The 21,667-nt window shown below is 73.8% G+C and carries 18 protein-coding genes; 4 read left to right on the forward strand and 14 right to left on the reverse strand.

Annotation, left to right across the window (positions count from 1 at the left end; all coding sequences use genetic code 11):
- Positions 1–92 precede the first annotated feature (92 nt).
- Positions 93–611 (forward strand): GNAT family N-acetyltransferase, encoded by a 519-nt coding sequence (locus ACWDAS_RS18620; protein ID WP_450391782.1) that lies wholly within the window; start codon positions 93–95, stop codon positions 609–611.
- Here the strand turns inward: ACWDAS_RS18620 and ACWDAS_RS18625 are convergent.
- The 5 genes from ACWDAS_RS18625 to ACWDAS_RS18645 form a co-directional block, all read right to left on the reverse strand.
- Positions 584–844, reverse strand: coding sequence for a hypothetical protein (locus ACWDAS_RS18625; RefSeq protein WP_450391784.1), 261 nt, complete (start codon positions 842–844; stop codon positions 584–586). The two genes, ACWDAS_RS18620 and ACWDAS_RS18625, sit on opposite strands and share 28 nt — an antisense overlap.
- 730 nt (positions 845–1,574) lie before the next feature.
- The gene (locus ACWDAS_RS18630) at positions 1,575–2,756 is read right to left on the reverse strand and encodes a L,D-transpeptidase (RefSeq protein WP_450391787.1); all 1,182 of its coding nucleotides are present in this window, start codon (positions 2,754–2,756) and stop codon (positions 1,575–1,577) included.
- Between the two features lie 269 nt (positions 2,757–3,025).
- Complete coding sequence (locus ACWDAS_RS18635) at positions 3,026–3,664, reverse strand: class I SAM-dependent methyltransferase (RefSeq protein ID WP_450391789.1); 639 nt, start codon at positions 3,662–3,664, stop codon at positions 3,026–3,028.
- Positions 3,661–4,335: a TIGR04282 family arsenosugar biosynthesis glycosyltransferase gene (locus ACWDAS_RS18640; protein WP_450391792.1), complete on the reverse strand. Its 675-nt coding sequence runs from the start codon at positions 4,333–4,335 to the stop codon at positions 3,661–3,663. The genes ACWDAS_RS18635 and ACWDAS_RS18640 overlap by 4 nt, the downstream gene beginning before the upstream one ends.
- Entirely contained in the window at positions 4,332–5,051 is a 720-nt protein-coding gene (locus tag ACWDAS_RS18645; protein WP_450391795.1) for a glycosyltransferase, read from the reverse strand. The genes ACWDAS_RS18640 and ACWDAS_RS18645 overlap by 4 nt, the downstream gene beginning before the upstream one ends.
- A 123-nt stretch (positions 5,052–5,174) precedes the next feature.
- Here ACWDAS_RS18645 and ACWDAS_RS18650 point away from each other — a divergent pair, with 123 nt between their 5' ends.
- Both ACWDAS_RS18650 and ACWDAS_RS18655 read left to right on the forward strand, forming a co-directional pair.
- Complete coding sequence (locus ACWDAS_RS18650) at positions 5,175–5,921, forward strand: response regulator transcription factor (RefSeq protein WP_450391797.1); 747 nt, start codon at positions 5,175–5,177, stop codon at positions 5,919–5,921.
- Positions 5,914–7,023, forward strand: coding sequence for a sensor histidine kinase (locus ACWDAS_RS18655; protein WP_450391799.1), 1,110 nt, complete (start codon positions 5,914–5,916; stop codon positions 7,021–7,023). The genes ACWDAS_RS18650 and ACWDAS_RS18655 overlap by 8 nt, the downstream gene beginning before the upstream one ends.
- 87 nt (positions 7,024–7,110) lie before the next feature.
- Here the strand turns inward: ACWDAS_RS18655 and ACWDAS_RS18660 are convergent, their stop codons facing one another.
- The 9 genes from ACWDAS_RS18660 to ACWDAS_RS18700 form a co-directional block, all read right to left on the reverse strand.
- The gene (locus ACWDAS_RS18660; protein ID WP_450391802.1) at positions 7,111–8,142 is read right to left on the reverse strand and encodes an NAD-dependent epimerase/dehydratase family protein; all 1,032 of its coding nucleotides are present in this window, start codon (positions 8,140–8,142) and stop codon (positions 7,111–7,113) included.
- Between the two features lie 111 nt (positions 8,143–8,253).
- Positions 8,254–9,192, reverse strand: coding sequence for a S66 peptidase family protein (locus tag ACWDAS_RS18665; protein WP_450391805.1), 939 nt, complete (start codon positions 9,190–9,192; stop codon positions 8,254–8,256).
- A complete protein-coding gene (locus tag ACWDAS_RS18670; protein ID WP_450391808.1) occupies positions 9,189–11,183 on the reverse strand; it encodes a dipeptidyl-peptidase 5 in 1,995 nt (664 codons plus the stop codon). The genes ACWDAS_RS18665 and ACWDAS_RS18670 overlap by 4 nt, the downstream gene beginning before the upstream one ends.
- Complete coding sequence (locus ACWDAS_RS18675; RefSeq protein ID WP_450391811.1) at positions 11,180–12,520, reverse strand: M20/M25/M40 family metallo-hydrolase; 1,341 nt, start codon at positions 12,518–12,520, stop codon at positions 11,180–11,182. Before ACWDAS_RS18675 ends, ACWDAS_RS18670 begins: the two co-directional genes overlap by 4 nt.
- A complete protein-coding gene (locus tag ACWDAS_RS18680; RefSeq protein ID WP_450391813.1) occupies positions 12,513–13,349 on the reverse strand; it encodes a M55 family metallopeptidase in 837 nt (278 codons plus the stop codon). The genes ACWDAS_RS18675 and ACWDAS_RS18680 overlap by 8 nt, the downstream gene beginning before the upstream one ends.
- A gap of 86 nt (positions 13,350–13,435) precedes the next feature.
- Complete coding sequence (locus ACWDAS_RS18685; protein ID WP_450391814.1) at positions 13,436–14,158, reverse strand: class I SAM-dependent methyltransferase; 723 nt, start codon at positions 14,156–14,158, stop codon at positions 13,436–13,438.
- Between the two features lie 136 nt (positions 14,159–14,294).
- Entirely contained in the window at positions 14,295–16,832 is a 2,538-nt protein-coding gene (locus ACWDAS_RS18690; RefSeq protein WP_450391817.1) for an ATP-binding SpoIIE family protein phosphatase, read from the reverse strand.
- 210 nt (positions 16,833–17,042) lie between these two features.
- Positions 17,043–19,430, reverse strand: a complete 2,388-nt coding sequence (locus ACWDAS_RS18695) for an MFS transporter (protein ID WP_450391819.1) — start codon at positions 19,428–19,430, stop codon at positions 17,043–17,045.
- 236 nt (positions 19,431–19,666) lie between these two features.
- Entirely contained in the window at positions 19,667–20,110 is a 444-nt protein-coding gene (locus ACWDAS_RS18700; RefSeq protein ID WP_450391821.1) for an SRPBCC family protein, read from the reverse strand.
- Positions 20,111–20,458: 348 nt separating this feature from the next.
- Here ACWDAS_RS18700 and ACWDAS_RS18705 point away from each other — a divergent pair, with 348 nt between their 5' ends.
- Positions 20,459–21,625: an alanine--tRNA ligase-related protein gene (locus ACWDAS_RS18705; RefSeq protein ID WP_450391824.1), complete on the forward strand. Its 1,167-nt coding sequence runs from the start codon at positions 20,459–20,461 to the stop codon at positions 21,623–21,625.
- Positions 21,626–21,667 lie beyond the last annotated feature (42 nt).

Consider the following 21,667-nt stretch of genomic DNA (forward strand, 5'->3'; position numbering starts at 1 on the left):
CACCACGGCGGCCCGCCCGGGCCGGGCGGGGCGGGGCGGGGCGGGGCCGAAATCGGGTTGCCGGGCGGCGTCCCCGCCCGCAGACTGCCCGGGTGCTGATTCGACGTGAGACCCCCGACGATGTCCCCGCCGTCCAGGCCCTCACCGCGGCGGCGTTCGCCACGCAGGACCGTCCCGTCCCCGTCGAGGCCGAGCTCCTGGCCGAGCTGCGGGAGTGCGACGCCTGGCTGCCGGAGTTGTCCCTGGTCGCCGAGGACCCGCACGGCGACGCCGCCGTCGGCCATGTCGTCTGCACGCGCGCGCACATCGACGGAACGCCCGTCCTCGGCCTGGGCCCGCTGAGCGTCGCCCCCGGCCACCAGCGCAAGGGCGTCGGCCTGGCGCTCGTGCACGCCGTGCTGGGCGCCGCAGACGCGCTGGGAGAGCCGCTGGTCGCGCTGCTGGGCAGCCCGGACTACTACGGCCGCTACGGCTTCCGCGCGAGCACCGACTACCGGGTCACGCCACCCGACCCGGCCTGGGGTCCGTACTTCCAGGTCCGTCCGCTGTCCGCCTACTCCCCCTCGATCAGCGGGGCGTTCCGCTACGCGGAGCCCTTCGACCGGGTCTGAGTCAGCCGCGGCAGCCAGTCGGGCACGGCAGGCCGGTACTCCTCGTACTCCTCGCCGTGGGCCGCGCGCAGCGCCGGCTCCTCGTACCAGCGGACGAAGGCGGCGACGGTCGGCCGCACGGCGGCGCCGTAGAGCAGCAGGACGGGCCGCAGGAGCAGCAGGACGGGCCGCAGGAGCAGCAGGCCCCGCCCCGCGATCAGCGCGACGACCGCCAGGTACACGGGGTTGCGCACCCGGGCGCAGGCGCCGCCGGTGACGAGGCGTTCGGTCGGGGCGACGGGGGCAGGGGAAGGGTGCGGCGCATGGGCACTCCCTGACCTGATCGGCCTTGTTCGCACAGTGGACTGTCGTTCATTGGGTGGTGCGCCGAGTGACGGTAAGGGTGCCGTGCGGCCGCGCCAACGGGATCGCGCAAGGGCCGCTGGGCGGCGATTCTGTCGCGGGCGGGAGAGCAGGGGCACAAGCGACACATGGGGCGGGATTACGCGAAGAAAATTGTGAATTAGCGGCATTTGCCCCTGGTGGTCTGCTTCCGCCCTGAGTACATTGAATGGTGGCCTACGGGGCGAGCGAGGGAGTCCGGTAGCACCGATTCCAGGGCGGGAGCAGCGGCTTCCACCGGAGCCGGGTTCAACGGCCGGGCTGAGAGGCTTGAAAGTCAGGGAAGAGGTTTTGAGACCGGAGAGCGACCCCTAGCACCTGATCCGGACCATGCCGGCGAAGGGAGTCCCACCTCGTAGGTCGTTGAATTGCCGTCGATGAGCCCGCGCGATGAGCGCGGGCTCTGTTGTGCGCGGTGTGCGCGTGGTCGTATGCGGTCCTGTACGCCGGGAGCCGGCCATCGGCATGGCCGGGCAGTCCGTCGCTGCGGTGATCGTGGCGGGGTGGGTGACGCCCTGACCGCCGCGATCCCGGCCCGCCCGCGCGCGGGGTTCGGGGCGCGGCGCCTGACCCGGGCGACGGTCAAAGGGCGCTCCCGGCACGCCAGTCCGCCCAGCTCGCGTTCCAGGCGCCGTAGCCGTTGTTGATCTGCACGGTGTCGGTGGAGTGGACGACGGTGACCGGGTCACCGGGCGAGACGTGCTCGTAGAACCACTTGGCGTCGGACGTGCTCAGCCCTATGCAGCCGTGACTGCCGTTGACGCGGCCGAACTTGCCCTCGTTCCAGGGGGCGGCGTGCGCGAAGGTGCCCGACGCGGTGAGCCGGACGTCCCACTTCACGTCCTTGAGGTTGTACGCCTCGGGACCGAAGATGCGCACGGTACGTGAGTTCATGGTGATGCTGGGCGTCTTCTCCAGCACGACCATGGTGCCGTTCCAGGTCTCGAAGCCGGGTTTGCCGGTGGAGACGGGCAGGGTGCGCAGGACCTCGCCGTTCCGGCGGAGGGTGAGGGTCTTGCGCGCGGTGTCGACGGTGGTGACGACCGAGGGCCCGATGCGGAAGTGGACGACCCGGTTCTGCGTGCCGTAGAGGCCGCCGCCCGCGTTGACGCCGTCGAGGTCCATGCGGAGCGTGACCTCGGTGCCGGCCGTCCAGAAGGAGCGCGGGCGGTAGTCCACGCGGTCGCGGCCGCTCCAGTCCTTCATCCAGCTCCAGGCGCCGTCCACCGCCGGGCTCGCGGTGACGCTCAGCTTGCGCTCGACGGCCGCACGGTCGCGTATGGGCTTGTTGAAGACGATCGACACGGGCATGCCGACGCCGACGGTGGTGCCCTTGTCCGGGTGGTACTCCCCCACGAAGCTGTGGGCGGGCTCCGCGGTGGTGAAGGAGGTGTGCTCGGTCAGCCGCTTGCCGTCGGAGCCGGTGGCGCGGACGAGGACGTCGTAGGTGACGCCGGGCGCGAGCCGCTCCGCCGAGGTCCAGGCGGCCTTGGAGGGGGCGAGAGTGCCGCGCAGCGGTCCGGGTCCGGGAGCGGTGACGCGTACGGAGTCGATCCGCGCGGCGGTGGCCCGTATCGTCACCTTGCGGTCGACGGGCACCGCGCGCCCGCCGGAGGCGGGGGCGACGGCGACGGACGGACGCTCGGCGGCATGGGGCCCCGGGTCACCGGAGCCGCTGCACGCGGAAAGTGAGGCGGCGACGGCCATGGCGAGCGTCGCGGCGCAGGCGCGCAGGGTCCGGATCCGGGTCCGGTCGTGGGTCATGTGACGGCTCCTCCCCAGTGGTGTCGTACCTCTGCTCCTGCCCGAACTCGGCGCGGTCCACCACATGCCGGACAGCGGCGCCGGCGCCCCGGCGGACGCCCGGGTGCGCGTGGTGTCGCTGGAGCCGGAGGGCGCGTACGCGGTGACGGAGATGGGCGCGCGGTACGCGCGTGATCCGCTGACTCCGCTGGCGGTGTGCCCGCGAGTCTCCGGACGCAGTCCCCGGTGTCAAGGGTCCGGGGCCCACCGATTCCGCTTCGATACCCCGGCTACCGCCACAGCTCGACGAAGCAGCGCCCGTCGACGCTCCACTCCCCCGCCGTCGTCCACCCGGTGGCGGCCGCCGCCCTGCGCAGCGCCGCCGTACCGAGGCGCGCCCAAGGGAAGTCGACACCGTGGCGGCCGTGGGCGTCCTCGATGCGTACGGTCAGCCGTTCGTCGACGTCGTAGGCGGCGGCCTCGGCGAGAAGCCGGCCGCCGGGGGCGAGCAGGGCGCGGACGCGGCCGAGCAGGCCAAGCGGGTCGCCGCCGATGCCGATGTTGCCGTCGGCGAGGAGGGCGGTGCACCAACGGCCCTCGGCGGGCAGGCGGTCGAACACCGAGCGGCGCAGCACCGCCGCGCCGGCCCCGCGGGTGCGGGCGACGGCCGCCGGGGAGACGTCGACACCCAGGGCGGGCAGGCCGTGCGCGGCGAGGGCCGCGACGAGCCGGCCGGGGCCGCAGCCGATGTCGAGGACCGGTCCGCGGCACCGGCGCAAAACTGCGGCGTCGGCCGCGTCGGGCTCCGCGCACCAGCGCTCCACCTCCAGCGGGAGCAGCCAACCGTCCGCGCGGCGCAGGAACAGCGGGCCCCTGCCGGTGCGCAGCGCACGCGCGTACGGGTCGTCGGCCCAGGCCGTCGCGGTCACCGGGCGAGTTCCGCGGCGAAGCGGGTGGCGGGGGCCGCGGCGGCGACGGCGTGCGCGTCGGCGGCGGTGTCCACGTCGCGCAGCACGGGGAGATGACGGACCCTCAGCCCGGCGTCGAGCAGACGGCGGCGCTGCAGCGCCCCCGTACGGGCCGTCGACATGGGCACCCCCCGGAGCAGGTCCGGGTCGGGGGCGGCGAGGCCCAGCGCCCAGAACCCGCCGTCGGCGGCGGGGCCGAGGAAGGCGTCGCAGCCGACCCAGGCGTCATCGGCGAGCGCGGGGGCGAGGAGGGCGGGACAGATCTGCGGGGTGTCCATCCCGACGAGCAGGGAGGGGCCGTCGCAACCGGCGAACGCCGCCGCCAGCCGTTCGTCCAGACCGCCGGAGACCTGCGGGACGACCTCGATGTCGGACGGAAGCCAGGGCCCGGGGCGGCCGTCGAGCACCAGGACGCGCCGCCGCGCCGGGGCGGCGAGCACGGCGTGCAGGGTGTCGGCGAGAGCGGCGGCGGCCAGCGCGGCCGCCCGCTCCGGGCTGTAGGGCGGCGTGAGCCGGGTCTTCACCCGGCCGGGCAGCGGCTCCTTGGCGATGACGAGCAGCGCGGTGGGGCCGCAGGGGCGGCCCTCGCGCGGCGCCGCCCCCGGGCGCCTGCGGCGGGCATGGGCGCTCATGGGCGACCGCCCGTCGCCACGGCGGCGGGCACGCGGCGCGCGGCCGGCGGCTCGGCCGGCACCGCCCGCATGTCGCGCACGGCGTGCCAGGTGCCGCGCCAGGTGCCCGTGATCTTCGAGCGGCCCGTGCGGGGCAGACAGGGCACCTCGGGCTCCCGTACCCGCCATCCGGCGTCCGCCGCCCGGACCACGGTCTGCAGCGGACAGCCGGAGCGCCGGTCGGTGAGCTCCAGCGCGAGCAGGGCCTCACTGCGGGCGGCGCGCATCGGGCCGGGGTCGTGAAGGCGCAGACCGGTGCGGCGGCGGATGAGGCGGGCCGGTTCGCGGTTGCCGAGCCGGGCGTGCAACGGCCACGCACCGCGTGCCGTGGGGCGGCGGCGGGCGAGGACGAGATCGGCGGCGACGGCCAGGACGGGTCCGGCGACGGTGGGCAGGAGGCCGGGATCGAGCGAGCCGTCGCAGTCGCAGAAGCGCACGACCTCGGCCTCGGCGGCCGGCAGCCCCGCGTGGCAGGCGGCGCCGAACCCGCGTCGCGGTTCGTGGACCACGGTCGCGCCGAGGCGGGCGGCGATCGCGGCGGAGCCGCCGGCGGAACCGTTGTCGACGACGACGGCCCGCCGTCCGGCCGGGATGCGCTCCAGCACCCACGGCAGCGCCGCGGCCTCGTCGATGCAGGGAAGGATCACGTCGACCCGTGGAGGGGAGGTGTCGGTCACCCCTCCGACCCTACGAACCCGCGCCGGACATACCGGGCATCGACTCCTTACGAAACCCGGACGTCCGCCCGGCGGGCCGCCTGCGGCAGCCCCGGCCCCTGCCCACGGTGCGAGACTCGTCGCGTGACCGACAACGCCGCTCCCGCTCGGGTCCTCGTCGTGGACGACGACCCGACCGTGTCCGAGGTCGTGGCGGGCTATCTGACCCGCGCGGGCTTCACCGTGGACCGGGCCGCCGACGGCTCCGCGGCGCTCGCCGGCGCGGCCGCCGTCCGCCCCGACCTCGTCGTCCTCGACCTGATGCTGCCCGGCATCGACGGGCTGGAGGTGTGCCGCCGCATCCGGGCCGAGTACGGCGAGGTGCCGGTGGTGATGCTGACCGCGCGCGGCGACGAGGACGACCGCATCCTGGGGCTGGAGATCGGCGCGGACGACTACGTCACCAAGCCGTTCAGCCCCCGTGAACTCGTACTGCGCGTCGAGTCGGTGCTCCGCCGCGCGGGCCTCCGGCGTGCCGCGGCGGACGCCGGGGGCGGCGCCCTGTTGCGTTCGGGCTCCCTCGCGCTGGACCCGGCCGCCCGCAGGGTCACCCGTGACGGCGTGGAATTCACCCTGACCATGCGCGAGTTCGACCTGCTGGCGTTCTTCCTGCGGCACCCGGGACGGGTGGTGGGCCGCGAGGAACTCATGCGCCGCGTGTGGGGCTGGGAGTTCGGCGACCTGTCCACGGTCACGGTGCACGTGCGCCGCCTGCGGGAGAAGATCGAGGACGATCCGGCCCGCCCCCGGCTGATCAGCACCGTATGGGGCGTCGGCTACCGCTTCGACCCGCCCGGGGACGCGTCTTCGACGAAGGCGTCCGATGCGTGATCTCCTGCTCATCGTCGCCTACGCCGGGCTCGGCGCGGTCCTCGCAGGCGTGGCCGGCGGGGTGGCGCTGCGACTGCTGCGGCACCGTTCGGTCGCGCTGTCGCTGGCGGTCGTGGCCGTCGTCACCGTGGGCGCGATGCTCGCGGGGACCCTGTCGGTGGCCTGGGCGATGTTCCTGTCCTCGCACGACCTCGGCGTGGTCACCACGGTGTGCGCCATCGCGGCGGCCGTATCGCTGGCGGTGGCGCTGCTGCTGGGCCGGCGTGTCGTGGCGGGCAGCCGGGCGCTCGCGGAGGCCACCCGTGCCTTCGGCGAGAACGGCGGCTTCACGGCACCCCCCTCCGCGCCGACCGCCGAACTCGCCGCGCTCGGCCGCGAACTGGCCGCCACCAGCGCCAAGCTCGCCGCCTCGCGGGAACGCGAACGTGCCCTGGAGTCCTCGCGGCGCGAACTGGTCGCCTGGATCTCCCACGACCTGCGCACCCCGCTCGCGGGGCTGCGGGCCATGACCGAGGCGCTCGAGGACGGGGTGGCCGAGGACCCCGCCCGCTACCACCGCCGCATCCGCGCGGAGGTCGAGCGGCTGAGCGGGATGGTCGGCGACCTCTTCGAGCTCTCCCGGATCCAGGCGGGGGCGCTGCCCCTGGAGCCCACCCGCATGTCGGTGTACGACCTCGTCGACGACGCCCTCGCCGGTGCCGACGCGCTCGCCCGCGAGCGCGGAGTGCGCCTGGTCGGCGAGCGGGTCGATCCGGTGCCGGTGGAGGTGGACGGGCGCGAGATGACACGGGTCCTGGCCAATCTGCTGGTCAACGCCATCCACCGCACCCCGGCCGACGGCACGGTCGCGGTCGCCGCCCACCGCGCCGAGGGCTCCGTCGTGCTGTCGGTCACCGACGGCTGCGGCGGCATCCCCGCCGCGGACCTCACCCGGGTCTTCGACACCGGCTGGCGCGGCACCCATGCCCGCACGCCTCCCGCGGGCGCCGGCCTCGGACTGGCCATCGTCCGCGGCATCGTCGAGGCGCACGAGGGCCGGGCGGCGGTGCGCAACGTCCCCGGCGGCTGCTGTTTCGAGGTCGTGCTCCCGGCCGCGGGCTGAGGCCACGGGACTGCGGGTCGTCGGGGGCCGGGGCGCGGCGCGTCGTCAGGTCGGGCCGGTCGCGGCGCGTCGGGCCGGTTCCGCGGATCAGGCGGCCGGGGCGGCGAACTCGCCCATGCCCTCGGCGAATCCGACGCGCGCTTTCCAGCCGAGTTCGTCGCGCAGCCTGCGGGAGGAGGCCGTGATGTGGCGGACGTCGCCGAGGCGGTACTCCCCGGTGGTCACCGGGGGCGGGCCACCGCAGGCGGTGGCCAGCGCGGTGGCGAGGTCGCCGACCGTACGGGGCTCGCCGCTGCCGACGTTGTAGGCCCGCAGGGTGCCGGAGGGCCGTTCCCGCAGGGCGGACAGGGCGGTGGCGTTGGCCGCCGCGATGTCGCGGACGTGCACGAAGTCACGACGCTGGCCGCCGTCCTCGAAGAGGCGAGGGGCCTCGCCTCGGGCCAGGGCGGAACGGAAGATGGCGGCGACTCCGGCGTACGGGGTGTCGCGGGGCATGCGGGGGCCGTAGACGTTGTGGTATCGCAGGGAGACGGCGCGGCCGTGGACGGTGCGGGCCCAGGAGGCGGCGAGGTGTTCCTGGGCGAGTTTGGTGGCGGCGTAGACGTTGCGGGGGTCGGCGGGGGCGTCCTCGTCGACGAGGCCGGGACTCAAGGGTTCCCCGCAGTGCGGGCAGGGCGGTTCGAAGCGGCCCGCGTCGAGGTCGCAGGGGCGCCGGGGGCCGGGGCGTACGACACCGTGCCGGGCGCACTCGTAGTGGCCCTCGCCGTAGACGACCATGGACCCGGCGAGTACGAGGTCGCGTACGCCCCGCTCCGCCATGGCGGCGAGCAGCACCGCCGTGCCCAGGTCGTTGCAGGCCACGTAGTCCGGGGCATCGGCGAAGTCCTTGCCGAGGCCGACCATGGCGGCCTGGTGGCACACGGAGTCGGCGCCGCGCACGGCGTCCGCGACGGCGGCGGGGTCGCGCACGTCCCCCCGCCGCCAGTCGAGGTCTCCGGCCGCGGGGACGGAGGGGCGCGCGGCCCGGTCCAGGACGCGCACTCCGTGGCCGGAGGAGAGCAGGTCGGTGACGATGTGCGAGCCGATGAAGCCCGCGCCGCCCGTGACGAGTACCAGCATCCTCCGACCGTAGAGCGCCGCAGTGCCCCGGCGGCGCGGGCGCGCGCGGGCGTCAGGGGTTCGTAAGGTCCGGTCCGGTCAGCCGCGCGGCCCGTCCGCCGTCCGGTGCGGTCAGCCGTCCAGCGCGGGCACCTCCACGGTGAGGGTGCCCGCGTCCGCGTCGAGGACGGCGGGGACACCCAGCGGCACGGTCAGGCTGCTCTCGCAGTGCCCGAAGCCCAGCTCCTCGACGACCGGAACACCGAGTCCGCCCAGCCGGTCCAGGAGCACCGCCCGCACCTCCTCGTAAGGGCCGCACTCGTACCAGGAGCCGAGGGCGATGCCGGCGACGCCGTCCAGCCAACCGGAACGCAGCAGTTGGGTGAGCATCCGGTCGATCCGGTACGGCTCCTCCCCGACGTCCTCCAGCAGCAGGATGCCGCCGGGGACTCCGGGCCGCCCGTCCGGGGTGCCCAGCCCCGAGGCGAGCAGGGCCAGGCAGCCTCCGACGGTGACACCGCGTGCCGTCCCGGGGACGAGGGGCCGGGCGGTCGGCGCGCCGAGCACCCGCGTCCGCTCCGGCCCGAAGAGGGTGTCCCGCAACTGCGCCCGCGTGGGCTCGTCCTTGAGGAAGCCGTGCGCGCCGATCATCGTGCCGTGCAGGGTGGCCAGGCCCAGCCGGACCGCGAAGGCCTCGTGGAGCGCGGTGATGTCGCTGAAGCCGAGGAGCACCTTGGGCCCGGAGGCCCGCAGCGCGTCCCAGTCCAGGAGGTCGGCCATGCGCTGGGCGCCGTAGCCGCCGCGCGCGCAGAGCACGGCGGCCACCGACGGGTCGCACCACGCCTCCTGGAAGTCCCGGGCGCGCGCGGCGTCCTGTCCGGCCAGGTAGTCGAACCGGAGGTGGCGGTCCAGGACGTGCGGTGCCACCACCGGATCGAGGTCCCAGCCGCGCAGGATGTCGAGCCCCGCGTCGAGCCGCTCCCGGGGCACGGGTCCACTGGGGGCGACGACGGCGACCCGGTCGCCGGGGACCAGGCGGCGCGGGCGGGTGAGGGGAACGAGCGGTGTCACTTGGTGAGCTCCAGGGGCGGTACGGACGGCGGGGTGAAGCGGAAGACCTGCCCGTAGAGGGCGAGTTCGGCCTCGAGGCAGGTGATCAGCGTGTCCTCGCGGCGGAAGCCGTGGCCCTCGCCCTCGAAGGTGAGGTAGGCGTGCGGGACGCCGCGCCCCGCGATCCGTTCCAGGAACCGCTCGCACTGAACGGGCCGGCAGATCACGTCCTCCAGCCCCTGCAGCAGCAGGAAGGGCGCGGTGAGCCGGTCGGCGCGGGTGACCGGCGAGCGGTCGCGGTAGCGCTCGGGGACCTCGGCGTAGGGCCCGATGAGCGAATCGAGGTAGCGGGACTCGAAGTCATGGGTCTCGCCGCCCACCGCCCAGCCGGTGAGGTCGAGGAGGGGGTACTTGATCACGCCGCAGGCGTAGACGTCGGTGCCGGTGAGGGAGGCGGCGCTGGTCCAGCCGCCGGCGCTGCCGCCGCGGATCGCGAGCCGCCCACCGTCCGCGATGCCCTCCTCGGCCAGCGCCTTCGCGACTGCGGCACAGTCCTCGACGTCGACGACACCCCACTGCTCGCGCAGCCGCTCACGGTAGGCACGCCCATAGCCGGTGGAACCGCCGTGGTTGACCTCGACGACACCGATCCCCCGCGAGGTGAAGTAGGCGATCTCCAGGTCGAGCACGAGCGGTGCCCGGCTGGTGGGGCCGCCGTGCACCCAGACGACGTAGGGCGGCAGCTCGCCGTCGGGCGCGGCGAAGTACGGGTTGGCCGGGGGATGGAGCTGGGCGTGGATCTCCCGCCCGCCGGGGCCGGTGAAGGTGCGCTCCACTGGCTCGGGCAGGAACTCCGGGGGCACGGTGTCGTGGTGGGCGGCACCGATGACCCGGGTACGGCCCGTGCACGTGTCGAGTTCGAGTACCTCGAAGGAAGTCCGCGCCGAGGCGGCCACGGCGGTCACCCGGGTGCCGGAGGTGGACAGCGGACCGGTCCACTCGCTCCACGGTCCCGGCGCGTCGGCCACCTCGCCGGTCGCCGGGTCGAATATCCCGAGGCGCTGTGCCCCCTTGCCGTGGAGCACCGCCAGCGTCCCGCCGTCGAGCGGGGCGAACCAGCGCGCGCCCATCTGCCAGCCGGGCCCGGCGAACTCCTCCCGCGCCGGGCGCAGGTTGACCGCCTCGCCGGTCACCGGGTCGACGCGGTGCAGATTCCACCAGCCGTCACGGTCGGTGGCGGCTATCAGGGTGCCGTCCGGGGTCCACTCCGCCTGGGCGACGGACTCCTCGGGACCGCCGAGGACCGTCCGCGCCTCGCCGAAGGCGCCGTCCGCACCGACGGCGGCCAGCTTGAGCTCCGTACCGTCCCACGGCATCCGGGGGTGGTCCCAGGCGATCCATACGGCCTGCCGCCCGTCCGGCGAGAGCCGCGGCGAGGTCACGAAGTGGTGGGTGTCGTCGGAGAGTTCGCGGACCACGGAGCGATCCCGGACGGCCGAGCCGTCGAGCGGAACGGCGGCGATGACCCGTCGTACGTCACTCGGGCCCTCCCCGGTGAACTCCTCCAGAACGCACCACACCTCGCCCCGGTCCGCATGAATCTGCGGATCGGCCCAGCGCAGCCCGTCACCGACCGGGGAGACCGGGGTCAGCGGCCGCGGCTCGGCGCCCGGCACGTCGGGCTCGTACGCGTAGAGCCGCTGGTCGGAGAAGTGGGAGAAGACGATCAGCGGCCCCTCCGGCCGGTCCGTGCCCGCCCAGGCCCGGCCGCCGTACTCGATGACGCGGGTGCGGGGATTCCACGGCGCGGGCAGCGGGCTGTCGACCGCACCGTCCGCGCGGCGCCGCACGAGGGCGCGGCGCCCGCCTTCCGCGGGGCGCGGTTCGGTCCACCACACCTCGTCACCGACGAAGCCCGGGAATTCGGGGCGTCCGTCGTGGGAGGCGGCGGTGCGGGCGTCGACCGGCGACTCCCACGCACCGTAGGGGGCGATGATCGGGGCACGGGTCATCGGGAACCTCCGTCGGTCGTGTCCTTCCGGCCCAGCATGAAGCGGTCCAGTACGCGGACCCCGAAGTGCAGTCCCTCCACCGGGACCCGCTCGTCGACGCCGTGGTACATCCCCGCGTAGTCGTAGCCCTCGGGCAGCTTGAGCGGCGAGAAGCCGTACCCCTTGATGCCGAGCCGGGAGAACTGCTTGGCGTCGGTGCCGCCGCCCATCACATAGGGAACGACGTGCGCGTCCGGATCGAAGTGGATCAGGGCCTCCCGCATCGCCGCGTAGACCGGCGCGTCAAGGGGCGCCTCCAGCGGGATCTCGCGGTGGTGGAACTCCCAGTCGACGTCTGGGCCGGTGAGCTCGTCCATGGTGGTCGCGAACTCCTCGTCCCCGCCGGGCAGGATCCGGCCGTCCACGTAGGCGACCGCGCTGCCCGGAATGACATTGATCTTGTACCCGGCCTCGAGCACGGTCGGGTTGGCGCTGTTGCGGATCACCGGCTCCACCAGCGCGGAGGCGACGCCCAGCTTGCTGAGCAGGGTGTCCACGTCGTCGAAATCTGGCTCGACCTCGTGCAGCGCGGCGAGCTCGGTCAGCGCGGCCCGGACGGTGGGGACGATCCGCACCGGCCAGCGGTGCTCGCCGATGCGGGAGACGGCCGCGGCGAGCCGGGTCACGGCGTTGGTGCGGTTGACCTTGGAGCCGTGCCCCGCTCTGCCGTGGGCCGTCAGCTTCAGCCAGGCAGTGCCACGCTCCCCCGCCGCCACCGGATACAGCCGCAGCCCGGGACCGGCGTGGAAGGTGAAGCCGCCGGACTCACTGATGCCCTCGGTGCAGTCGCGGAACAGCTCCGCGTGCTGCTCCACCAGATACGTCGCCCCGTAGGTCGCGCTGTCCTCCTCGTCGGCCGTCAGCGCGAGCACGATGTCCCGCGTGGGCCGGACGCCCTGCCGGGCCCAGGAGCGCACGGTGGCGAGCACCATGGCGACGGTGCCCTTCATGTCCACGGCGCCACGACCCCAGACCACTCCGTCCCGGACCTCGCCGGAGAACGGGTGCACGCTCCAGTCCGCCGCCTGGGCGGGCACGACGTCCAGGTGGCCGTGGACCAGCAGCGCCCCCTCCCCGTGCCCGGGGCCGGAGGTGCCCTCGATCCGCGCCACGACGTTGGCCCGGCCGGGCGCGGACTCCAGGATGCGCGCCTTGATCCCGGCCTCGTCGAGCAGCTGCGCTGCGTACTCGGCCGCCGGACGCTCGTTGCCTTCCCCGCCGCCGCGGTTGGTGGTGTCGATCCGGATCAGTTCCGAGGTGAAGCGGACCGCCTCGTCCAGTGCCCGGGTGTCAGCCATACTGCTCCTCCACTGCTGCCGATACGAGGGTGGTCACGGCCTTGTAGCAGCGAATCCCCTCGTACATGGTCGGTGAGGTGTACGTGACGCGGCGCTCGCCCGTACGCTCCACGCCGGGCACCACCGCGGCGGCCCCCGCCAGATGGGCCGCGTCGAACTCGACCTCGATCGTGAACGGCCCGCCCCGCACCGGCTCGTGCCGCACCGCGAGCACGACCGCGTCCTTCGCCGCGGCGCGGATGTCCGCAGCCGTGCGCGCCGGGGGCCGGCATACCGCCGCGTACCGCGACACATAGTCCTTGACGGCGACCGTTCGCGCCGCCGGCGCGTAGTCCGCCGCGTCCAGGCCGGTCCGGTCGTCCCCCGTGACCAGCACGACGGGCACTCCGTACTCGGCCGCCACCAGCGCGTTCAATCGGCCCTCGCTCGCCGGCGGGCTGCCGTTGACCCATACGCCGGTGATGGAATTGGGCAGGTAGGTGTGGGCGAGCACGCCTTCCGTCCCCGCTCCCGTGTGGAAGCCGACGAAGGCGATGCCGTCCACGTCCCCGTGCTGCACGCCCTCGACCATGGACAGGTCCTTGTGCCGGCCGGTGACCATCTGCGCCCGCTCGTCCAGCTGCTCCAGCAGCAGGTTCCGCATCGACCAGTGGGCCTCGTTGACCAGGACCTCGTCGGCGCCGCCGTCGAAGAAGCCGGCGATCGCGGCGTTCACATCGGAAGTGAACAGATGCCGGAACCGCTGCCACCCGTCGGTGCCGGGCAGCACGTCGCCGGGCCAGGTCACGCCGGTCGCGCCTTCCATGTCCGCGCTGATCAGGATCTTCATGGCATGGAACGTTACGCAAAGTCACCGGCGCATACCAGGCCCCCGCCCCGCCTGTGGAAAACTTCAGTGGCCCAGACCGGTGGAGGTCAGCCGTTACCCCCCGCCACCAGCCAGTTCGTCGGTACCTCGATCCGCGAGCCGTCCGCCCGCCGTTCCGTCGTCGTGAGGGCGGCCTCACCACGCGCGAGGACCCGCAGCCCCGCCGCGCGGAAGAGCTCCGGGATCGTCTCGTCGGGCATCTCGGCCGGCGCGATCCCGTGCGAGAAGACCGCCGCGAGCTTGGCCGGCGGACCGCCCGGCCCCTGCGCGATGCCCATGAGCACCTCCTTCGCCGACGCGGCGAGTTCGTCCGCGAAGGCGCGGCCGCGCCCTCCGGTCAGGACGGCTATGCCCTCGACCAGCGGTGCCCGTTCCTCGGGCAGGCACTGGTGGAGCACCCCGCGCATGTACACGTTCGCGTCGCCCAGTTCCTCGCTCAGCCGCCGGACCGCGTCGAGGTCGGCCGCGTCCAGCTGCCGGTACTCCGCGACACCGCCGGGGTCCTGGCGCCGCGCGTGGCCGATCGCGGCCTCCGCGAGGTCCACCCCGACGGCCCGTCCGTACCGCCCGGCGAGGAAGCGGGTCTGGGTGCCGTTGCCGCAGCCGAGGTCGACGACCGGCAGCGACGGGTCGAAGTAGTCGGCGAAGAGCGGGAGATGCAGTGCCGCGGTGACCTCGGCCTCCGCGTCCCAGAACACCGCCCCCGGCTCACCCGGGGCGTCCTGCCAGAAGCTCTCCCACGCCTTCGTGTTCTTGCCGGTGACGTCCAAGCGATCTCCCCAGGTCCACGTGTCCGCCGCCGCGGGGCCGAAGCCCGGCCGCGCGGCCGATGCCCCGTCAAGCTCTTTGCCACAGCCCGCTGTCGGCGACGGCAAGCGTCCGGGGAAAGTCGTGATCCGGCGTCCGCTACGTTCGGGAACCGCCCTGCGTGTCGCCGCGCCCGCCGGTGCGCCGCCACGGCAGGGACTGCTCGAACCAGACGGTCTTGCCCTGGGCCGTGCGGCTCGCGCCCCACTCCCTGGCCAGTCGGCTCACGATCCGCAGCCCCCGCCCGAACTCGTCGTCCGGCCCGGCGTTCAGGAGGACGGGCACCGCGTGGTCGTCGTCCGTGACCTCGCACAGCAGCGCGTCCGTACGGACCAGGCGCAGTTCGACGTGCCGGGTGTGCGCGTGCCGGACGGCGTTGGTGACCACCTCGCCGACCATCAGCTCGGCCGCCTCCGCGGCCTCGTCCAGCCCCCACCGCTCCAGCGCGCCCCGGGTCAGGACACGGGCCCTGCCGACCTCGCGGGGATCGAGGGCGAGCTGCCAGGTGACGACGTCCTCGCGGGCGATGCCGTTGAGCCGGGCCATCAGGAGGGCGACGTCGTCCTTGCGGCCGCCCGGCGGGTTGAGCGCTCGGATGATCGAGTCGCAGGCGTCGTCCATCGAGGCCGCGGGGTGCGCGGCGCTCTCGCACAGCGCGGCCAGCCCCGTGCCGATGTCCTGGCCGCGTACCTCGACGAGCCCGTCCGTGCACAGCACCAGCCGGTCACCGGGGGAGACGGCGACCTTCGCCGTCTCGAAGGGGACCCCGCCGATGCCGATCGGCGCGCCCGTCGGCACGTCCAGCAGCTCGCTGCGGCCGTCCTCGGCGCGCACCAGCACGGGCGGGATGTGGCCCGCGTTGGCGATGAGCAGTTCGGAGCGGATCGGGTCGTACACGGCGTACAGGCAGGTGGCCAGGTAGTGCTCGCCGAGACGCTGCGCCAGGTCGTCGAGGGTGCGCAGCAACTGGGCGGGGGGCATGTCCAGCGCCGCCATGGTCTGCACGGCGGTGCGCAGCTGACCCATCATGGCGGCCGCGTTGAGGCCGTGTCCCATGACGTCGCCCACGACGAGCGCGAGCCGCGAGCCGGGCAGCTTGATGGTGTCGAACCAGTCGCCGCCGACCCGGCCCAGTCGTGTGCCGGGCAGATAGCGCGTGGCCACGTCGCAGCCCGGCATGCGCGGGGTGATCTGCGGCAGCATGCTGTCCTGGAGCGTGTCGGCGGCGTTCTCCTGGTACGTGTACATGCGGGCGTTGTCCAGCACAAGCCCGGCACGGGCGGCCAGTTCGGCACCCGTCACACGGTCCATGTCGTTGAACGGCGGGCGCTCCCGGTGCCGCAGCAGGATCATGAAGCCCAGCACGACGTCGCGCGCCTTCAGCGGCACGACGAGCATCGAACGGCCGGTGATCAGCGGCCGGATGTCCCGCTTCTCGAACTGCGAGGCGATGGCCTCGCCCATGGGCTCGGTGATCCGGGGGACCAGCACCGGCTGACCGCTCGTCATGCACTGGAAGAACGGCGTGTGCTCGGGGAACGGCATGGACTCGCCGACCGGCACGACGTCGTCCCAGCGGCCGGGCTCGTCGGTGTGCTCAAGGGCGACCCGGTACCACATGGTCGTGACATCGGGCGGCCCGTCGGGGAAGCCCTCTCCCGCCAGTACCTGTTCGCGCAGATAGGTGCCCGCGACGTCGGTGAAGCGCGGCACGACGGCGGCGCTGACCTCCTGGATCGTCAGGGCCAGGTCCAGGGAGCTGCCGATGCGCCCGCTGACCTCGTTGAGGAACTCCAGGCGCTCGCGGACGGCGGCGTACTCCAGGTCGGGTTCGAGGTCCTCGGACGCGTCCGCGAGCGGACCGGCCGCGGCCTCGCGGGCGGCGCGCAGCCTGCGCGCCCGGCGTTCGTCGCGCCGGGGCACCCCCCAGTCGGGGGTGACCGGCACCCGGTCGTGCCGGCTGATCTCCAGCACGGGATAGCCGAGTTCCAGCACCTGGGAGACGATCCGGCCGCTCTCGGCGACGCTCATGCTGGGCAGGATCTCGGGGAGCCGCTTGGCGAGCCCGTCTGCACCGGGGAACTCGGTGTGCAGGGCGAAGCCCGGTGCGATCCGCTCGAACTCCCCGGGCGCCGTGTCGTCGGCGCCGTGCAACTGGGCCGCGTCGGCCGCCAGTACGAGCAGGCGCTCGGGGCCCGGGCCGACCAGCGGGTAGGCCCACCACAGGACGTCGGCCGGGAGGCTGCCGGGGTCCGGGTCGGGCCCCTGGTTGAGCCGGGCACGGCCCGCGGTCGGGTAGGAGGTCGCGCCGCTGAGCGAGGCGTCCAGGTCGGGTCCGGGATCGGCGTCCCGGGGGTGTGAGGTGCCGTCGACGGGTCCGGGGGTGTCGTCAAGGGCGTCGTCAGTCGCGTCGTCCTCGGCGAGCGCGCCGGAGACCGGCAGCAGGTCGACGGCCGGGCGGCCGACGGCCTCCTCCCGGGTGCGCCCGAACAGTTTGCGGGCGCCCGTGCTCCAGTGCGAGACCAGCCCGTCGCCGTCCACCACGACCACGGCGAGCGGGATGCGTCCGGAGAGTGCGGTCCGCTGCTCCGGCAGCGCGGCGCGGCTCTCCTCCTGCGGCGGAGTGCGACGTTGCATGACGCGTCCGGCTCCTTCCCCTGCGGTGCCCGAATCCCGACCGGGGCCGGGGTGGTCGGCCCCGGCGCAAGATCTGCGGCTCCGCCACCACGGTACGACCGACACTGGGTGCCGCGTAGGGCATTGGGGGAATCCGGCGTGCGCCCGCGCGAGGGATGCGGGGCGCCAGGGCGTAAGCGGGCGCGCGTCGGCCGCCGCGGTGCCCGTCAGTCAGTCCTCGTGGCCCAGGTGGACGTCGCGCTCGGTGCGCTCGCCGCCGCTGAGCCGCAGCACGGTGGCCACCGGCGGATAGCCCGAGGCCACGACGGTGTACTCCCCCGCCGCCAGGTCGACGAAGCGGAACACGCCGTCCGCGCCGGTCGTCACGGTGTCCAGGACGTTGCCCGCCGCGTCCAGCAGGGTGACCCGGGCGTCCTCCACCGGGCGCCCGCCCGGGCCGCGGACGGTGCCGCGCAGCATGGCGCCGCCCGCGAGTTCGACGTCCTGCCGGGTCTCCCGGGCGGCGTGCACCGACACGGGGAGCGCCGCGGGCCGGTATGCGGGGGCGTTGGCGGCGAGGGTGTACTCCCCGGCGACGAGGTCGCTGAGGACGTACTCCCCGTCCCGCCCGGTACGGGTCGTGGCCACCACGTCGCCGCGGGAGTCGGTGAGGGTGACAGTGGCCTCCCGCACGGCCGTGCCGTCGGCGGTGTGCACCGTGCCGGCGAGCCGGCCGGCGCCGCCGAGCACCACGTCGAGCTCGACCGGGCGTTCGCCGACGGTCACGCTCACGGCCTGCGGCTGGTGTCCGCCCGCGGCGGCGATCAGTACGTAACTGCCGCTGCCCGGGGTGCTCAGCGCGTAGCGCCCGTCCTCGCCCGTGGCGCCCCGCCCGATCTGTCGGCCGGTCACATCGATGAGGGTGAGCGCCGCACGGCCGACGGTGCTGCCGTCGGCGTGCTGGACGGTGCCGCACACCGGTACGCCGACGGTCTCGGACTTGCGGGCGGTGGGGACGTGCTGGGTCACCAGGGGTTTCTCCTTGAGCAGGAAGGCGAGCAGGAAGCCGAGGGCGAGCACCGGCACCAGGTAGAGGAAGATGCGCGGCATGGCCTCCGCGTACGCCCGCACATAGGCGTCGCGCAGCGGCGCCGGCATCGCGTGCACCATGTGCGGGGTGATCGACTGCGGATCCGGCAGATCGACACCACGGGGCAGCCGCTCGGCGAGCCCGTCCGCGAGCCGGTTGGCGAACAGGGTGCCGAAGACCGCCGCGCCGACCGAACCGCCGATCTGCCGGAAGTAGTTGTTGGCGCTGGTGGCCGTACCGAGGTCGGCGGGGCGTACGGAGTTCTGCACGGCGAGGATCAGCACGGGCAGGACCAGGCCGATGCCCAGCCCCAGCACCGCCATGTAGGCGCTGTACTCCGCGCGCGGGGTGTCGGCATCCAGCAGCGACAGCAGCCACATGCCGGCCACCGAGAGCGCCCCGCCGGCCAGGGGGAACACCTTGTACCGTCCGGTGCGGCTGATCAGCTGGCCGGAGACCACGGAGGCCAGCACGACGCCGAGCATCATGGGCAGCATCAGCAGTCCGGACTCGGTGGCGCTGACGCCGTTCACCATCTGCAGGAAGGTGGGCAGGTAGCTGGCGGCGCCGAAGAGACCGACGCCGACGACGGCCCCGATGAGGGCGGAGACGGTGAAGACGCCGTCACGGAAGAGCCGCAGCGGGATGACCGGCTCGACGGCGAACCGTTCCACCACCACGAACAGGACGGCGCAGCACACCGTTCCCGCGCCCAGCCCGATGATCACGTCCGAGCGCCAGGCGTACGTCGTGCCGCCCCAGCTCGTCAGCAGCACCACGCAGGTGGAGCCGGCGGCCAGCAGCAGCGCGCCCAGCACGTCCAGCCGGGGGCGTGCCGCGGGCCGCGGCAGCTTCAGGACGACGGCGATGACGGCCAGGGTCAGCAGCCCGAAGGGCACGTTGATGTAGAAGCACCAGCGCCACGAGGCGTGGTCGGTGAAGAAGCCGCCGAGCAGCGGCCCGGCCACGGAGGCCAGGCCGAAGGAGGCGCCGATCAGCCCCATGTAGCGGCCGCGTTCCCGGGGCGGGACGATGTCCGCGATGATCGCCTGGACGCCGATCATCAACCCGCCGCCGCCGACGCCCTGGATGGTGCGGAAGGCGATCAGCTCGTCCATGGAGCGTGACCAGCCGGCGAGCGCGGAGCCGATGACGAACACGACGATGGCGAACTGGAAGACGCTCTTGCGGCCGAAGAGGTCGCCGAGCTTGCCGTAGATCGGCAGTCCGACGGTGGAGGCGAGCAGGTAGGCGGTGACGGCCCAGGACATCCTGTCCAGGCCGTGCAGCTCCCCGACGATCTTGGGGAGCGCGGTCGCCACGATCATCTGGTCGAGCGCGGCCAGCAGCAGGGTCAGCATGAGCCCGAGGAAGACCAGCCTCACCCTGCGCGGACTCAGGCCGGCGACGGGCGCGCCGGCCTCCCGAGGGGCCGGTGCGGCGCGGTCCTCGGGGGCCGTACCGGCGCCGGCCCCGTCCGTGAGGGGACCGGTCTTCTCGGACAGCGTCGTCCCGGTGGTGCCGCCCATCTGCGTACCGCTCCCCTCGTCGCGCCTGCCCTGCGACAACGATCAGGGGCGCCGTGGATGCGCCGGAGCGCGGCAGAACCACCCGTTCAAGTGACCTGCCCACCGGCGTGCGCCCGCCGGGTGCGTCAAACCGCGGCACACCCGGCACGGGCAGGCACAACACGGGCGGGCACGCACGGCGCGCCGAAGGAGGCGGCCGGGGTCACCCGAACCCGGCCGCCCCTTTGTGGCGCCTGCTACTTCTCGGTCTCCGCGGCGAGCCGCGCGAGCACCGCGTCGTGGATCCTGTTCAGGCCCTTGGGCGCGAAGGTGCGCTCGAAGAAGCCGCCGATGCCGCCGGCGCCGGTCCAGGTGGTCGTGACGACCGCCTTGGCGCGGCCCTCACCGGCCGGGGTGACCGTCCAGGTGGTGACCATGGAGGAGTTGCGGTCGGTCTCGACCAGCTGACCCGGGGTCGGCTCCGTCACGGCGAACAGGCAGTCACGGATGCGCTTCTCGGTCGCCTGCAGTTTCCAGTGCACCAAGGTGCCCGCGCCGCTGCCGCCCTCGCGCACCTCGTACTCGCTGTACTGCTCGGGAAGCAGCCGCTGCCGGGTGCCCGAGTAGTCGGCGAGCGCCGCGAAGACACTCTCCGGGCTCGCCTCGATCTCGCGCTGCGTGGTGGCCTCGACCTGTGCCATCGCCGTCCTCCGTCGTCTGTGTGCCGTCGACGGCAAGCCAATCACCACGGCCCCGCGCCCGCGAAATCGGGCCGCCCACACGGTGCGACCGAGCCCGGCGGTAAATCGTGTGACCCGGCGGGTCGGACGCGTTATCGTCACCGCATGAACGTCACCGGCCCAAGCCTCACCGCGACCGCGCGAGCGACCAGCTCGCCGGTTGCCGCCGCCTGACGTAGTTCCCGCTTCCCATCGGCGACCGGAAACGGCCCGCCGGTGGTTTCCGTGGCCTTCCCGCCCCGATGCCGATGATCGTGCGGACCCGTTGTCCGGTGCCTCCCCCGCTGTGCGCGCGAAGGAGCCACCCCCATGAACACCGAGCAGATCGTCCGCACGTTCGTCGAGTACTTCCAGGAGCGCGGCCACCGAAGGATCACCGGCTCGACGCTGCTGCCACCGCCCGGTGATCCGGTGCTGTTCACCACCTCGGGCATGCATCCGCTCACCCCGTACCTGGAGGGGCGCCCGCACCCGCTCGGCAGGCGGCTGGTCAACGTGCAGCGATGTCTGCGCACCACGGACCTGGAAGAGGTCGGCGATCCCACCCATCTGACGGTCTTCGAGATGCTCGGCACCTGGTCGCTCGGCGACTACGAGGGGCCGCAGAGCCTGGAGTGGGGTTACGGACTGCTCACCGAGGGGTTCGGCGTCGATCCGGATCTGCTGCACGTCACGGTCTTCGGCGGCGACGACCGGACCGGCCCGGACACGGCTTCCCAGGAGCTGTGGCAGGAGCACGGAATCCCGGTGGAGCCGACCGTCGAGGACAACTGGTGGTCCAACGGACCGACGGGCCCGTGCGGCCCCGACTCGGAGATCTTCCTGTGGACCGGCGACACCCCGCCGGAGTCGACGCCCACCCGCGACGACCGCTGGGTGGAGGTGTGGAACCACGTGATGATGCGCCATCGCCGGCTCGCCGACGGTTCGCTGGTGCCGCTGCCCCAGCGCAACGTCGACACAGGGCTCGGCCTGGAACGGCTGGCCTCGCTGCTGCAGGGCCGGACGTCGGTGTTCGAGTGCGATGTCTTCGCCCCCTGGCGCCGTCTCGTGCCGCTTCTGTGGCAGCTGGACGAACCGTCGCTGCGCGTGGTCTGCGACCACCTGCGCTCGGCCATCGTGGTGATCGGCGACGGGGTGCGCCCGGCCAACACCGGCCGCGGCTATGTGCTGCGCCGGCTGGTACGACGGGTGCTCACCGTGCTGTGGCGGGACGATCCGTCGCGCGGTCTCGGCGACCTGCCGGACGAGCTGGTCCGGCACACCCTGGACCGCTTCCGCCAGGACATGGATCCGGACGACGTGCGCCGGGTGCTGCTCGAGGAGGAGCGCCGCTTCCGGCGGCTCCTGGAGCGCGGACGGCAGGTACTGGCCCGGCCCCGGTTCCGGGGTCCGCTGGACGAGGAGGACCTCCACTACCTCCACGACACCCACGGCCTGCCTCGCGACCTCGTCCTGAGCCTGCGGCCGCAGTGACGGCTCGGGTCACCACGCCGGGTCCGGCTCCGCCGGAGGCGT

This window comes from Streptomyces sp. NPDC001070, assembly GCF_053598835.1.

Coding starts and splice junctions, on each gene's coding strand:
- ACWDAS_RS18630 (WP_450391787.1), bottom strand. CDS start 2,756: ATGACCCACGACCGGACCCGGATCCGGACCCTGCGCGCCTGCGCCGCG.
- ACWDAS_RS18640 (WP_450391792.1), bottom strand. CDS start 4,335: ATGAGCGCCCATGCCCGCCGCAGGCGCCCGGGGGCGGCGCCGCGCGAG.
- ACWDAS_RS18655 (WP_450391799.1), top strand. CDS start 5,914: ATGCGTGATCTCCTGCTCATCGTCGCCTACGCCGGGCTCGGCGCGGTC.
- ACWDAS_RS18660 (WP_450391802.1), bottom strand. CDS start 8,142: ATGCTGGTACTCGTCACGGGCGGCGCGGGCTTCATCGGCTCGCACATC.
- ACWDAS_RS18670 (WP_450391808.1), bottom strand. CDS start 11,183: ATGACCCGTGCCCCGATCATCGCCCCCTACGGTGCGTGGGAGTCGCCG.
- ACWDAS_RS18675 (WP_450391811.1), bottom strand. CDS start 12,520: ATGGCTGACACCCGGGCACTGGACGAGGCGGTCCGCTTCACCTCGGAA.
- ACWDAS_RS18680 (WP_450391813.1), bottom strand. CDS start 13,349: ATGAAGATCCTGATCAGCGCGGACATGGAAGGCGCGACCGGCGTGACC.
- ACWDAS_RS18690 (WP_450391817.1), bottom strand. CDS start 16,832: ATGCAACGTCGCACTCCGCCGCAGGAGGAGAGCCGCGCCGCGCTGCCG.
- ACWDAS_RS18695 (WP_450391819.1), bottom strand. CDS start 19,430: ATGGGCGGCACCACCGGGACGACGCTGTCCGAGAAGACCGGTCCCCTC.
- ACWDAS_RS18700 (WP_450391821.1), bottom strand. CDS start 20,110: ATGGCACAGGTCGAGGCCACCACGCAGCGCGAGATCGAGGCGAGCCCG.
- ACWDAS_RS18705 (WP_450391824.1), top strand. CDS start 20,459: ATGAACACCGAGCAGATCGTCCGCACGTTCGTCGAGTACTTCCAGGAG.